18 protein-coding genes are annotated in these 14,017 nt (G+C 41.4%); all 18 read left to right on the top strand.

Annotation, left to right across the window (positions count from 1 at the left end):
* The 18 genes from CCON33237_RS05045 to sdhE all read left to right on the top strand — a co-directional run bounded on the left by CCON33237_RS05045 (window position 1) and on the right by sdhE (window position 14,004).
* Window positions 1-894: a lactate/malate family dehydrogenase gene (locus CCON33237_RS05045; RefSeq protein WP_054196665.1), complete on the top strand. Its 894-nt coding sequence runs from the start codon at window positions 1-3 to the stop codon at window positions 892-894.
* A gap of 8 nt (window positions 895-902) precedes the next feature.
* Entirely contained in the window at window positions 903-1,214 is a 312-nt protein-coding gene (locus CCON33237_RS05040) for a 4Fe-4S dicluster domain-containing protein (RefSeq protein ID WP_021091402.1), read from the top strand.
* Complete coding sequence (locus tag CCON33237_RS05035; protein WP_054196664.1) at window positions 1,211-2,341, top strand: 2-oxoglutarate synthase subunit alpha; 1,131 nt, start codon at window positions 1,211-1,213, stop codon at window positions 2,339-2,341. Before CCON33237_RS05040 ends, CCON33237_RS05035 begins: the two co-directional genes overlap by 4 nt.
* The gene (locus CCON33237_RS05030) at window positions 2,331-3,176 is read left to right on the top strand and encodes a 2-oxoglutarate ferredoxin oxidoreductase subunit beta (RefSeq protein WP_054196663.1); all 846 of its coding nucleotides are present in this window, start codon (window positions 2,331-2,333) and stop codon (window positions 3,174-3,176) included. Before CCON33237_RS05035 ends, CCON33237_RS05030 begins: the two co-directional genes overlap by 11 nt.
* A complete protein-coding gene (locus CCON33237_RS05025) occupies window positions 3,173-3,724 on the top strand; it encodes a 2-oxoacid:acceptor oxidoreductase family protein (RefSeq protein WP_054196662.1) in 552 nt (183 codons plus the stop codon). The genes CCON33237_RS05030 and CCON33237_RS05025 overlap by 4 nt, the downstream gene beginning before the upstream one ends.
* A 302-nt stretch (window positions 3,725-4,026) precedes the next feature.
* Window positions 4,027-4,749 (top strand): Plug domain-containing protein, encoded by a 723-nt coding sequence (locus tag CCON33237_RS09905; protein ID WP_234402246.1) that lies wholly within the window; start codon window positions 4,027-4,029, stop codon window positions 4,747-4,749.
* Window positions 4,750-4,880: 131 nt separating this feature from the next.
* Window positions 4,881-5,084: a hypothetical protein gene (locus tag CCON33237_RS09900; protein WP_234402247.1), complete on the top strand. Its 204-nt coding sequence runs from the start codon at window positions 4,881-4,883 to the stop codon at window positions 5,082-5,084.
* Between the two features lie 20 nt (window positions 5,085-5,104).
* Window positions 5,105-6,199 carry a TonB-dependent receptor gene (locus tag CCON33237_RS09895; protein WP_236842007.1) on the top strand — a complete coding sequence of 365 codons (1,095 nt, stop codon included), beginning with the start codon at window positions 5,105-5,107 and terminating at the stop codon, window positions 6,197-6,199.
* 90 nt (window positions 6,200-6,289) lie between these two features.
* Entirely contained in the window at window positions 6,290-6,619 is a 330-nt protein-coding gene (locus CCON33237_RS09890; protein ID WP_236842006.1) for a class I SAM-dependent methyltransferase, read from the top strand.
* 81 nt (window positions 6,620-6,700) lie between these two features.
* Complete coding sequence (locus tag CCON33237_RS09885; RefSeq protein ID WP_103608441.1) at window positions 6,701-7,129, top strand: hypothetical protein; 429 nt, start codon at window positions 6,701-6,703, stop codon at window positions 7,127-7,129.
* Window positions 7,122-7,766 (top strand): FecCD family ABC transporter permease, encoded by a 645-nt coding sequence (locus CCON33237_RS09995; RefSeq protein ID WP_250635870.1) that lies wholly within the window; start codon window positions 7,122-7,124, stop codon window positions 7,764-7,766. The genes CCON33237_RS09885 and CCON33237_RS09995 overlap by 8 nt, the downstream gene beginning before the upstream one ends.
* A complete protein-coding gene (locus CCON33237_RS09990) occupies window positions 7,753-8,124 on the top strand; it encodes a FecCD family ABC transporter permease (RefSeq protein ID WP_250635869.1) in 372 nt (123 codons plus the stop codon). Before CCON33237_RS09995 ends, CCON33237_RS09990 begins: the two co-directional genes overlap by 14 nt.
* Entirely contained in the window at window positions 8,121-8,897 is a 777-nt protein-coding gene (locus tag CCON33237_RS05005) for an ABC transporter ATP-binding protein (protein ID WP_054196661.1), read from the top strand. The genes CCON33237_RS09990 and CCON33237_RS05005 overlap by 4 nt, the downstream gene beginning before the upstream one ends.
* Before the next feature lie 11 nt (window positions 8,898-8,908).
* Window positions 8,909-9,376 (top strand): TroA family protein, encoded by a 468-nt coding sequence (locus CCON33237_RS09880; protein WP_234402249.1) that lies wholly within the window; start codon window positions 8,909-8,911, stop codon window positions 9,374-9,376.
* Between the two features lie 12 nt (window positions 9,377-9,388).
* Complete coding sequence (locus tag CCON33237_RS09875) at window positions 9,389-9,910, top strand: ABC transporter substrate-binding protein (protein ID WP_257719895.1); 522 nt, start codon at window positions 9,389-9,391, stop codon at window positions 9,908-9,910.
* A gap of 396 nt (window positions 9,911-10,306) precedes the next feature.
* A complete protein-coding gene (gene sdhA, locus CCON33237_RS04995; protein WP_054196660.1) occupies window positions 10,307-12,169 on the top strand; it encodes an 8-methylmenaquinol:fumarate reductase flavoprotein subunit in 1,863 nt (620 codons plus the stop codon).
* A 9-nt stretch (window positions 12,170-12,178) separates the two neighbouring features.
* Entirely contained in the window at window positions 12,179-13,144 is a 966-nt protein-coding gene (gene sdhB, locus CCON33237_RS04990) for an 8-methylmenaquinol:fumarate reductase iron-sulfur subunit (RefSeq protein WP_054196659.1), read from the top strand.
* 2 nt (window positions 13,145-13,146) lie between these two features.
* A complete protein-coding gene (gene sdhE / locus CCON33237_RS04985) occupies window positions 13,147-14,004 on the top strand; it encodes an 8-methylmenaquinol:fumarate reductase membrane anchor subunit (RefSeq protein WP_054196658.1) in 858 nt (285 codons plus the stop codon).
* Window positions 14,005-14,017 lie beyond the last annotated feature (13 nt).

Below are 14,017 nucleotides of genomic sequence, written 5' to 3'. Positions count from 1 at the left end.
ATGAAAATAAGTATAGTTGGAGCTGGAAACGTCGGTGCAAGCATAGCTTATGCGCTTTGTATGAGGGAAGTTTGCGATGAGATCGCGCTTGTGGATATATTTGGTGACGTGGCACGTGCAAAGGCTATCGATCTAGCGCAGTCAAGCTGCGTTTTTAATGCTAAAACTACCGTTTGCGGTGGCGATGACTTTATGCTAATAGAGGGCAGTGATATAGTAGCGGTAACTGCTGGAAGCCCAAGAAAAGAGGGTCAAACAAGAGAGGACTTGCTCCTTAAAAATGCCGTTGTTGTAAAACAAACGGCTCAAAATATCGCAAAATTTGCACCAAATGCGGTGATAATCGTCGTGACAAATCCGCTTGATGTGATGGTCTGGACGGCTCATAAATTTAGTGGTTTTAGTAAAAATAAAGTGATCGGCATGGCTGGTGAACTAGATGGGGCAAGATGCAGATATGAGCTAGCAATTCTAAAAGATAAAGATGCAAAAGAGCTAAAGACAAAGATAATTGGAGCTCACAACGACGAGATGATCGTATCTGCTAGCAACATTAGCGAAAATTTAAACGAAAATGAGCTAGCAACTCTTAAAAAAGAGACAAGCACAGGTGGCGCAAAGATCGTTAAGCTTCTTGGCACTTCAGCTTACTACGCACCAGCGGCTGCTGTTGTGAAAATGTGTGAAGCGATCATGGGCAAGAGTGATGAAATTTTAAGTGCTAGCGTGCTTCTTGATGATGAGCTAAGTTGCGGCAGGCTAGTAAGGCTTGGACGTGAGGGCTTAAAAGAAATTTTAGAGCTAAATATAAATGAAAGTGAGCAAGAGCAGCTAAGTAAAAGCGAAGCTGATATTAGAAAAAACATTAAATTTTTAAAAGAAAATTTGGATTAGGAATATAGATGATAATAAAAGAAAATGTACCTGTTTGGGTCGATGAGAGCAGGTGTAAAGCCTGTGATGTCTGTGTGAGCTACTGCCCAGCAGGCGTGCTAGCGATGAGGCTTGAGCCAAAAGCGGTGCTTGGTAAGATGATAGAGGTCGTCTATGCTGACTCATGCATAGGCTGTCGCGACTGCGAGCTTCATTGTCCTGATTTTGCCATTTATGTGGCTGAAAAAGGCTTTAAATTTGCAAAACTAACGCCTGAGAGCAAAGAGCGAGCTGCTGCCGTAAAGGCAAATAAATTTGCAAAGCTTGGAGAGAGCGCATGAGAGAGCTAGTATCAACTGGAAATGCCCTAGTAGCAAGGGCTGCTGTCGAGTGCGGCTGTAACTTCTTTGGCGGATATCCTATCACTCCAAGCAGTGAGATCGCCCACGAGCTAAGCGTGCTTTTGCCAAAACATGGCGGTACATTTATACAAATGGAAGATGAGATAGCTGGAATTTCAGTAGCACTTGGCGCAAGTGCAAGCGGCGCTAAAGCGATGACAGCAAGCTCCGGACCTGGAATTTCACTAAAGGCTGAGCAAATAGGCCTTGGCTTTATCGCTGAGATACCGCTCGTCATCGTTAACGTCATGCGTGGTGGCCCTTCAACTGGCTTGCCAACCCGTGTCGCACAAGGCGATATCTTGCAGGCTAAAAACCCAACTCACGGCGATGTAAATATGATCGTCCTTGCCCCAAGTAGCCTAGAAGAGTGCTACACGCAGACCGTGCGTGCCTTTAATCTCGCAGCTAGGTTTATGACGCCAGTCATGCTGCTACTTGATGAGACGATAGGGCACATGCAAGCAATGGTGCGTTTACCTGAGATTAGCGAGCTAGAAATTTATAAAAGAAAAGAATTTAACGGCGAGCCAAAAGAGTATAAACCTTACGAGGCCGCGCACGACGAGCCAGCCACGCTAAATCCTTTTTTTAAAGGCTATCACTACCATATAACTGGGCTTCATCACGGCGCTACTGGCTTTCCAACAGAAGATGGCAAGATCGTTGAATACTCGATGAATAGGCTGTTTAACAAGATAAATTTACACACTGATGAGTGCGAGAAATTTGAAGAGTTTATGCTTGATGGCGCTGAAATTTGCATCATTGCTTTTGGTAGCGTGGCGCTTTCAGCCAAGCAAGCGATCTTAAATTTACGTGAAAAAGGGCTAAAAGTTGGGCTATTTAAGCCACTCACGCTTTTCCCAGCTCCAGCTAAAAAGCTAAAAGAGATCTCGAACAAATTTAGCAAAATTTTAGTCTGCGAGCTAAATTTAGGCCAGTATAGCGGCGAAATTTCAAAGATCATCTTAAGAGATGACTTTGCAAAACTGCTAAAAGCAAACGGCAGACCGATAAGCCCAAGCGAGATCGAGGCAAAGATAGGAGAAATTTATGGCTTTTAATTATGATAAATATTTACGAACAGACAAAATGCCTACTCTTTGGTGCTGGGGCTGTGGCGACGGCGTCATACTAAAGGCGCTCATCCGCGCAATAGACACCATGGGCTGGGATATGAATGACGTTTGCGTGGTCTCAGGCATAGGCTGCTCTGGCCGCTTTAGTGGATACCTCGATTGCAACACCATTCACACAACTCACGGCAGAGCCATAGCTTATGCCACTGGCGTAAAGATGGCAAACCCAGATAAGCATGTCATCGTAGTTACTGGCGATGGCGACGGACTTGCGATCGGAGGCAACCACACAATACACGGATGCCGCCGAAATATCGGGCTAAATCATATCTTAATCAACAACTTCATCTACGCGCTAACAAACTCACAAACCAGCCCAACCACGCCAAAGGGCATGTGGACGGTCACAGCGCAATACGGCAACATCGATCCTAGCTTTGACGCCTGTAAGCTCGCAACCGCCGCAGGTGCTAGCTTTGTCGCGCGCGGTAGCGTCATCGAGCCAGAGAAGCTTACAAAGCTCTTTATAGAGGGCTTTAGCCACGATGGATACAGCTTTTTTGATGTATTTTCAAACTGCCACATAAATTTAGGCCGCAAGAACAAAATGGGCGAGGCGGTCAAAAATTTAGAGTGGATAAAGGGCCGCACGACTAGCAAGGTCAAATTTGACATGCTAAGTGACGAAGAAAAAAGGGGCATTTTCCCACTTGGTGTGCTGCATAAAGATGATGAAAAAATAGAATACACCAAGGCTTACGACAAGGTAAGAAAGGCTGCTATGAGCGGTGAAGCGATCGATTTTAAGGAGCTAGCATGAAGTCACAATTAAGATTTGTCGGCGTTGGTGGACAGGGCGTCATACTAGCAGGCGAGATCCTCTCAGCTGCTAAGATAAAAGCAGGCGGATACGGCGTCAAGGCATCTACCTACACATCTCAGGTGCGTGGCGGTCCAACAAAGGTCGATATCATACTTGATGAGAAAGAGATTTTATATCCTTATGCAAACGAGGGCGAGATAGATTTCATGCTAGCAACCGCGCAGATAAGCTACGATGCCTTTAAAAGCGGCGTGAAAGAGGGCGGTGCGATCGTTGTCGAGCCAAATTTGGTAAAAGTGAGCGATGAAGATAAAAAGCGCTGGAAAATTTATGAAATTCCTATCATCTCTATCGCAAAAGACGAGGTTGGTAACGTCATCACTCAAAGCGTCGTGGCTCTTGGTGTGGCTGTGGCGATGAGTAGGTGCATGGATGAAAATTTAGTTCGTGAAGAGATGCTAGCAAGCGTGCCAGCTAAGGTCAAAGAGGCAAATGCAAAAGCTTACGAGCTAGGGCTAAAATACGCAAAAGAGCTTTTAAAATAAATTTTGGCTAATTTTTAGCCAAAATTTCTACAATAAACAGAAAAATCAGCTTTTATTACATTTTTATCAATTATTACTTTTCTTAAAATTTAAAGCATCACTTATCGATATAATAGATTATATTTATAGTATTTATTTATCTTGCCAAAGCTATGGAATTTTTAAAAATTGTTCTCATAATGCCTTATTTTAGCTTTTTTAAATAAAATGTATTTTTAAATATTTAATAAATTAATAAATTATATTTAAGATTTGTTTTAGTAACATTTCAGATGTAAAATTTTTGTAAAAAGGAGTAAAAATTGAGTTACAAAATCTCAGTTGCAACATGTGCTGCACTTTTGATGTGCAGTGGTTTTTTAAGTCAAGTTTTTGCTGTGCAAACGACAAAGCTTGAGGGTGTTGAAGTAAATTCAGTCGGTGACAACATCAGCGAAAGTGGCATCGATGAAGGAATTTTAAGCAAAAGAGTGGCAAGCGGTCCTTTGGCTGACAAAAAAGTTATAGATATGCCTTATCAAGTAAATACGATCTCAAAAGAGGTTCTTGATAACCAAGGTGTTCAAGGTTTTGAAGAAGCAGTTAGATACTTCCCTTCAGCACAAATTCAATATCGTGGTGGAGCTGAGATCGGTCGTCCACAAACTCGTGGTTTTCAAGGTAGTGTAATCGGTAATGTCTTTTGGGATGGCTTTTATGCTGCATCAACAACGGCTATACCTATGGCGATGTTTGAGAGTTTGCAAATCCAAAACGGACTTGCTGGCTCACTTTATAGTGCTGGTGCGCCTACAGGGTATTTTAGTTACTCTCGTAAGCGCCCAGTTCCACTTCAAAATATCATCTGGACTGATTACAGCTCAAGGTCAAATTTAGGCGTAGGTCTTGATACTTCAAATCAATTTGAAAAAGCTGGATGTAGAGGCGTCTTTTACTACTCAGGCGGTGAAAAGAATGCCAAAGATAGTAAATTTTCTCGTCGTCTAGCCTCACTTGGACTTGATTTTACCTTACAGAGAATTTAATACTTGAGACAAACTTTAGCCATTACGAGTATGAAAATTCTGGAATGCCAGGTGGGGATTTAGTATGCCACTAAAAAACGGAGTTGCAAAATTTGATGTGCCAAGCCCTGTAAAAGATACTAAAAGAGGGCTTGAGCAATAATCACCTAAAAACAACAACGGCTAGCGTAAAACTAAAATATGCTCCAACAGACAACTGGTACTTTGAGGGTGGCTATCAGTGGCAAAAAGCTATCCGTGATATGTATGGCACAAGTGGTACATTTTCTAATCAAAATGGAGACTATGAAGTTGTTAAAAGTGTGGCAGTGGTGCATTTGGTAGATTTGATGTAGATAGTTGGTTCTTAAAAGGTTTGACAAATTTTGAAACAGGTCCTTTATCACACAATTTTGCCGTAGCTACAAATGGATTTCGCTGGACTATTTATAGTGCTAGAAATAGTGGCGGTAGAGCAAATCTCGGCACGTCAAATTTGTATAACCTAAGAATCTTTAACGATCCACATGTGGCAAAAGGAAGTGGTAGATATAAAAGTAGTAGTAGTGATATGAAAAATATTTCTGTTGTTGATGACATTAAATTTAATGACTACTTTAGCACGATCTTATCAGTTTCAAGAAGCTGGTTTACAAGCTATAAGCTAGATCCATCTAAAGAGAAAAACTATGATAAAAGTGGCTTTAACTACGGTGTAAGCCTTGTCTATAAGCCAGTTGAAAATGTAAGTCTTTATACTACTTATGCAGATAGTATCTCAAATGAACAATCAACTTATACTTTTAGAAGAGGACCTAGAGCAGGCGAGACTTTAACGGTAGAACCTATTAGAAGCAAACAATATGAGGTCGGTGCAAAAGCTAGACTAGGTGAGCTTGATCTATCAGCTGCGATATTTGAGATCAAACGCCCGGTAGCATATCTAGTCGGTAGCGGAGCAAATGCAGAGTATAAAATTCAAGGCACACAAAGAAACCGCGACTTTGAGCTAACTACTGGTGGAAAGCTTGTTGATACTTTAAGTATGTATGGTGGCTTTACACTTCTTGATGCTAAGATAAAAAATGCTAAAGATGGCGTGTCTGAAGGCAAAACGGTTATCGGTGAGCCAAAATTTCAAGCAAATGTCTTGTTTGACTATGCTGTGTCAAACACAAACAAACTTGTATTTACAACAAATTTTCACTATACAGGCAAACGCTACATCGACAATGCTAACGCTCATAGTGTAAATGGCTACTTCACAACAGATGTTGGAGCTAGATACACTACAAAAGCTTGGCTAGGCAAAGAGGCAACTATAAGATTTAACATAAATAACCTCTTTGATAAAAAATACTGGGCAGGAATGTTCCCATCTGATGTGGATGGTGCAGTTGCTGGACGCGGAACCTCGCTTTTCTTAGGACAAAGCAGAACCTTCATGCTTTCAGCTCAAGTTAAATTCTAAAACCATAACTAAAGCCAAATTTATTTTGGCTTTAGGCTCTTTAAATTTGCCCTTTTCGTAGGGTAAATTTGAATAACCAAAGGGAGAGAGATGCAAGGGCTGGTTGATTATCAAGCGATTTTGGAGCGAGTGTTTTCGCCTACTTTACAAAAAGTAAAAGGCAAAGATGGCGGCGTAAATTGGGATGATTACGCAGATATGTATAACGAGATGACTGGCATGGAGACGGCTTCTACACTAAATTTACTCTCAAATTTACCTATCACAAAAGATGATAGCGTGCTTGACGTGGGATGTGGCCCAGCAAGACTTAGCGTGCCACTTGCGAAGCTAGCAAAGAGCGTTAGTGCGCTAGATCCGTTTGAAAAAATGCTTGAATACGCTAAAAAAATGCAAAAGAGGCTGGAGCGAAAAATATAAATTTCATCCAAAAAGACTGGAGTGATGAGCATAGTTTAAAGGATCTACCAAAACACGACATCGTGCTAGCATCACGCTCGGTTGGGCTTTTTTGATATAAAAAAGCTTTGCAAATTTGCTAAAAAATATGTCGTGATGACCTCTTTTTTAATGGATTATCCAAGTTTAAAAAAGTTCTGGCAAGACTTCTTAAAAGGGATAAAAGATGAAAACGAGATAGGTCTAAGCGATAGGAGATTTGGCTATAACTTCATCTTTAATATCGTCTATGACATTGGAGCAAATCCAAATTTAAAGATAATCGACACCACTTACGAGAGGGATTTTGCTAGCCCTGAAGAGGCGTTTTCTTATTTTAGATTCGTTGGTGAGATCGCGCCTGAAAAAGAAGAAATTTACAAAGAAAATGTAAAAAGATACCTCACAAAGACCAAAAGCGGCTTTAAATTTAAAAGAGAAACCAAGAGCTATCTTATCTGGTGGGACGTGTGGGAGATGAAATTTGAGTAGCCAAAAGATCATTTTCGCATTATTTGCGTTTCTTTTGCTGGTGCTCTTTTTTTCATTAGGTATCGGACGCTACGAGATAAGTTACGCTCAAATTTTTGAGTTTATAAGATCAGTTATTTTAAACGAGCAGCCAAGCGACGAGCAAGGATATACGGTCTTTACGCTCATTCGCTTGCCAAGGGTGCTTTTTGCCATCCTTGTTGGTGCAGCACTTGCTAGCTCTGGAGCTGTCTATCAAGGCCTTTTTAAAAATCCTCTAGTCTCGCCTGACATCCTTGGTGTTTCAAGTGGCGCAGCTGTTGGAGCGAGCGTGGCTATCATCTTAAATTTTAACTACATAGGCGTGCAGCTTAGCGCCTTTGGCTGCGGTCTTTTTGCTGTTTTTGCTGTCGTTTTTATAAGCAGCGTCATCGCAAAGGGTAGGCTAAATTTACTCGTGATGGTGCTAACTGGCATCGTCATCTCATCTCTTTTTGGGGCGCTTAGCTCGCTTATAAAATTTCTAGCCGATAGTGAAGATAAGCTACCAGAAGTTACTTTTTGGCTGATGGGAAGCCTTGCAAGAAGCGGTGGATATAAAAATTTAGCTCTACTTAGTCATGATCTGCCTTGTGCCACTTTTTATGCTTCGCTATAAGCTAAATACGCTTAGTTTTGGCGAAGAAGAGGCTAGGGCGATGGGGCTAAATGTGAAATTTTATAACATCATAATCATCATCGCTTCAACGCTTCTAACCGCTACTTGCGTCTCATTTTGCGGTATCGTAGGCTGGGTGGGGCTTGTCATCCCTCACATTATGCGCTTTGTCGTGGGAGCAAATTTCATCACACTCTTTCCAGCTTCACTGCTTGGCGGAGGGCTATTTTTACTGATAGTTGATACCGCTTCACGCAGTCTAATGGCAAGCGAGATCCCGCTTGGCGTCATCACTTGGCTAGTTGGCGCGCCTCTTTTTGTCTATCTGCTCTATAAGAGCAAAAAGGGTTTTGCGTGAAATTTAAGATCAAAAATTTAAGCTGCGGCTACGATAAAAAGGTCGTTATAGAAAATTTCAATGCAAATTTACAAGATGGCGACATATTTTGCCTGCTTGGTAGCAATGGCGTTGGCAAAACGACGACGTTTAAGACGATACTTGGCTTTTTAAAGCCACTTGGAGGAGAAATTTTAATAGACGGCAAAGATGCGCTAAAGATGAGCGAGAAAGAGCGAGCAAGCTTTATAAGCTACGTCCCGCAAGCTCACACTCCGCCATTTGCCTTTAGCGTTTTTGACGTGGTGATGATGAGTGCAAATGCAAGGCTTGGTATATTTGAACGTCCTAGCAAAAAGTATGAGATGATAGCTCTAGATGTGTTAAAGACGCTAAATTTAGAGAGCTTTAAAGATAAAATTTACACCGATCTAAGTGGCGGCGAGCGGCAAATGGTGCTCATAGCTAGGGCCTTAGCGCAACGCTCAAAGGTGATGCTACTTGACGAGCCAACGGCAAATTTAGACTTTGGCAACCAAATGCGAGTTTTAAAAGAGATAAAAAAGCTCGCAAAGCAAGGCTATATCATTATCCTAACCTCACATCAGCCAGAGCAGGTCTTTTATCTAAACGCAAAGGTCGCGATGCTTGGGCGTGATAAAAACTACATTTACGGTAAGGCTAGTGAGGTGATGAATGGCGAAAATTTAAAGAAAATTTACGGCGTAGATATACGAGTGGTGAAAAATATCATCGATAAGCGCGAGCATTACTCTTGCGTGATGGTGGATTGAAAGGAGAAAATATGTTTAAGAAATTTTTGCTTTTGGCTTTTTTGCTTGTTAGTTTGCAAGCAAGAGTGGTGCTTGATAGCGATAATAAAAAGGTAGAAGTGCCTGATATTATCGAGCGTGCGACACCTTTGATAAGGGCTTTTGTGCAGGTCTCTGCGATGCTTGGCAACGAAGATCATATAATTAGCGGTGCACCAAAACTACCTCCACTAATGTCAAAAATTTTTCCAAAGATAAAGAGTAACAACAACAAAAGTGGCATGCTAAGCAGCAGCGTCGAGACAATCATCGCTTCAAAAACGCAAGTTGTTTTTGGTCCAGTTGGTATGATGTTTGATGAAAATAGCAAGGCTCAGCTTGAGAGCGCTGGCATCGCAGTTGTGAAGATAGATAAATTTCAAAGCATCAAAGAGATACAAAATAGCTTTAGCAAGATCGCTGAAATTTGGGGCGAAAAGAGCGTGAAAAAGGGTGCGTGATTTAACGACAACATAAAATTTGTAAGCCAAAAAACAGCAAATTTAACGCCAAAAAAGAGAGTTTTGGTGCTTAACTATAGCTCTGGAAATTTTAACACCATCAGCTCAAAAGATATCGGCGCTGAGTATATTAGCGTGGCTGGCGGTATAAATTTAAGCTCAGAGCTAAGTGATGGTGATTTTAAAATTTCAAAAGCGATAAATGAAGAGCAAGTCATCATCTTTAACCCAGACATCATCATCACAAATTCGCAAAAAAGTGCCGATGCCATTGCCAAAAACGCATCATTTGCCAAGCTAAAAGCTGTGCAAAATGGAGAAATTTTTGTAGTGCCAAGTGGCGTTTATCTTTGGAGCGTAAGAAGTGCTGAAGGTGCGCTTTATCCGCTTTGGCTGGCTAAGACATTTTACCCAGAGCAATTTAGTGATCTAAATTTAGAGCAAAAAACAAGAGAGTTTTACGAGAGATTTTATAACTACAATCTAAGTGATAGCGAGCTAAAAGAAATTTTGCACCCAAAGGGTAAATTTTGATAATAGGACAAAAATAATGTTATTTATTATATTTAATATATTTATTTAAGTATAAAAGTAAATTTATCTTTCTAATATCCTAAAAAAGAGCCTCTAAAGCTTAAAAAATCAAAAATAAAAATAAACTTCAAATCGGTAGAAATTTTTATATATTTTATAAAATTTCTACCGCTAAATTTATATAAACTACCTCAAAAAGCCCATTTTATCTTTTTTGATTTTAATATCAGCTCTCATTTCTTAATCTAAAATAAATCTTTATGTTTCTTTTAAGTAAATTTAATGTAATGTTTCATTATTAATTATTTAATTAATATAGTTGTTTTAAAAAATATTAAGAAATGAACTGGCGGTGCGTTTTAAATGCTAAAAATTTACTAAGATAGGAAGTTATCAATGAGTGAAAAATTTACCAGAAGAGAATTTCTGCAAAGTGCCTGTATTAGCGTAGGTGCGTTAGCTACTACTGCTGGTGCAACAAATGTTTTTGCGGGTGAGTTGCCAAAAGGTAATGAAAATGGCTTACCATCTGTTGATGTGCTAATAATCGGCTCTGGCGGTGCTGGACTTCGTGCAGCAACAGCCGTTCGCAAGCAATATCCAAACTCAACCGTCGTTGTTGCTACAAAAATGATGCCATCTCGCAACGCAACCTGTATGGCAGAGGGCGGCATAAATGGGGTTACCGACTTTAGCAATGGAGACAGCTTTAAGCTTCACGCCTACGACACTGTAAAAGGTGCGGCCTATCTTGCTGACCAAGATGCGGTAGTGAAATTTTGTGAGGCAGCAGGCGCGGTCATCCATGAACTAGATCACAACGGTATGCTCTTTTCTCGTATAGATAATGGCGACGTATCTCGTAAAGATAATGGCGATGTTGCGTTTCGCTTTATGGGTGGCGCTAGTAAAAAACGCTGTAACTACGCGGCTGATAAAACTGGTCACGTTTTGATGCACGCCTGTCTTGACGACGCTATCACAGCTGGCGTTAAATTTCTAATGGATCATGAGCTACTTGAGATCGGTCTTGAGGATGGCAAGGTTGAAGGCGTCGTTCTTCGAAACATCCAAGATGGTCAAATTTACCCAGTTCTATGCAAATCTCTTATCATCGCAACTGGTGGATACACTAGAATTTTTTATAACCGTACATCAGTTCCATTTATAGCAACTGGTGATGGCATCGCTGCTGCGCTTAAAGCAGGTCTTGGTTTTGAAGACCCTGAGATGATTCAGTTTCACCCAACTGGCGTCCAAAATGGTGGTACACTAATCACTGAAGCAGCTCGTGGCGAGGGTGGATACTTATTAAATAACAAGGGCGAGCGTTTTATGAAAAACTATCACGAAAAGATGGAGCTAGCTCCTCGTGACGTCGTCGCTCGTGCGATTGAGACAGAAATTCGTGAAGGCAGAGGCTTTGGCGAGGGTATGAGCGCTTACGTGCTTTGTGACGTTCGCCACCTTGGCAAAGATACTATTATGAAAAAACTTCCAAAAATTCGCCACACAGCCATGCTTTTCCAAAATATCGATCTAATCGAGCAACCAGTGCCTATCCGTCCGACAGCTCATTACTCAATGGGCGGTGTCGAAGTGGCTAAATTTGACGATATGAGCACGAAAATTCCTGGAATTTATGTAGGCGGCGAGGCCTCATGCGTATCTATCCACGGTGCAAACCGCCTTGGCGGCAACAGCCTAACTGATGCAGTGGTCACTGGCGATCTAGCTGGTAAAGGTGCTGGCGCATACGCAAAAGATGCTAAATTTGCAAGTGGCAAAAAGACTTCAGAGCTAGCTAAAATGTGGCAGGATAAATTTAAAGCCATAGCAACAGGCGAGGGTGGCGTGAACGACATGTACGCGCTTCGCGAGGAGCTTGGTAAAAATAACTGGGATCTAATGGGTATCTTTAGAACTGGTACAAAATTAGATCAGCTTTCTAAAAACCTAGAAGCCATCCAAGCAAAATATGACACCATCAAAGTGCCAAATCAAAATCCAGTCATGAACACAGCATTTACCGACTATGTCGAGCTTGGCAACCTTATACTTCTTTCTCGTGCAGCATGTCTTGCAGCGCAAAATCGTCTTGAGAGCCGTGGCGCTCACACAAGAGAGGACTATCCAAAAAGAGATGATGTAAATTTCTTAAAACACAGCATAGTCACACTAAAAGACGGCAAGCTTGAACTTAGCTACAAAGACGTTGTGACAGGCATATTTTCACTTGACGGCAAGAAGCCAGAATAAGGAGCTAGGATGAAAATTATTATCGACCGCTTTGACGGAACTAAAAAATATGAATCAACTTATGAGCTAACAAATGAAGAGATCAAAGGCAAAACTCTTTTAACAGTGCTTCTTGATATCAAACAAAAAAAGGATGCGACGTTAAATTTCACAGCATCTTGCCGCTCGGCGATATGTGGAGCGTGCGCTGTTAGAGTAAATGGTCACTCATATCTAGCCTGTGATACAAAGATGAATGAGCTTTTGGCTGAGTATGACAATCCAGAGAGCATAAGAATTTCTCCACTTGGAAATTTCAGGGTTATATCTGATCTTATGGTTGATTGGGAGCCAAGTATCGAAAATTTACGCAAGATTAGGCCTAGCATCACTGCTAAGTCAGAATTTAGCGCTGAAAAAGGCTGTAAACAAAGTCAAAAAGAGTATGAAAAAGTAGCGCTTGAATGGGACTGCATACTTTGCGGAGCCTGTGCTAGCGAGTGTAATAAACTTGAAGCTGATGCGAGTGATTATATGCAGCCATTTGTATTTGTGCATGCTTATAGAGCTGCATTTGACTCACGTAGTAAAGATCCTATGCCGCACTTAAAGCCAGCTATAGATAATGGCCTTTGGATGTGTGTAAAGTGCCAAGAGTGCGCTGATCGCTGTCCAAAAGGTATAAGCGCATGCAAAGATATAACTGATCTTCGCATTATGGCTATACAAAAAGGTTTTGATGATGGCATGGGACCAGATCACGCTGAGGCATTCTTAACCGATCTAGTTGATGGCTCAGGCAGACTAAATGAGATCAAGCTTGCGCTTCGCTCTGAGGGAGTGTTTAAAAATATGGGCAAAATGGATATCGCTGCAAATTTAATGCTTGCAGGCAAGATGAATCCGCTTCATATTTTCGGCGAAGAGGACATAGAAGGTCATGATGATCTAGTAAAAATGATAAATGCGGCTCGCAAAGCTGCTAGTAAGGAGTAATTATGCAAAACGAATTCGCTTTTTTCCCAGGATGCGTACTCTCTCAAGCAGCTAAAGAGGCTAAGATGTCGCTTGAGGCTATCGCTCCGATACTTGGCTGGAAGCTTCACGAGATAAAGGGCTGGAGCTGCTGTGGTGCCCAACAAGCACAAGACGTGGATCCTATCGCTACGCTTGTGGCAAATGCTAGAAACATAGCACTTGCAGAGCAGATGAATATGCCGATGCTTACGACATGCTCGACCTGTATGCTAACTCTAACAAGAGCAAAAAGCACGCTTGATAAGGGCGCAAAGGATCGTATAAATACTTTCTTAGCTGAGGGCAATATGAAATATAATGGCTCAACCGAGATCACAAGCCTTCTTTGGGTGCTTTATCAAAACGTAGAAACACTAAGAGCAAAGGTTGTTAAGCCACTTAGTGGGCTAAAAGTAGCGCTATTTTACGGCTGCCATAGCCTAAGACCTGAAAAAGATCTGCACAACAGGGAAAGCTCGGTCAATCCAAAGAGCTTTGAAACTGTTGTAGGCGCACTTGGTGCTACTATTGTGCCATTTGAGAAAAGACTTGACTGCTGTGGTTTCCACGCTAGTTATCCAGCTGGCACATCTGTAAGAAAAATGTCAAGCCAAATCGTAAATAATGCCGATGAAAACGGCGCTGACGTAGTTGTCACACCATGCCCACTTTGTCAAATGCAGCTTGACATCTACCAAGAGAGATATCAAGATGAGAACCACTCAAACGTGAGAAAACCTATCATCCACCTATCTCAGCTTGTAGGTCTTGCACTTGGACTATCTGTTGAAGATCTAGGACTTGATCTAAACATCATCGACGCTACCAAAATAGCGTAAATTTTTATCCCAC

The organism is Campylobacter concisus, assembly GCF_001298465.1.
Lineage (GTDB): Bacteria > Campylobacterota > Campylobacteria > Campylobacterales > Campylobacteraceae > Campylobacter_A > Campylobacter_A concisus.
Note: the sequence above shows the minus strand (reverse complement) of the source record. Positions and strands in the feature narration are given on the sequence as shown.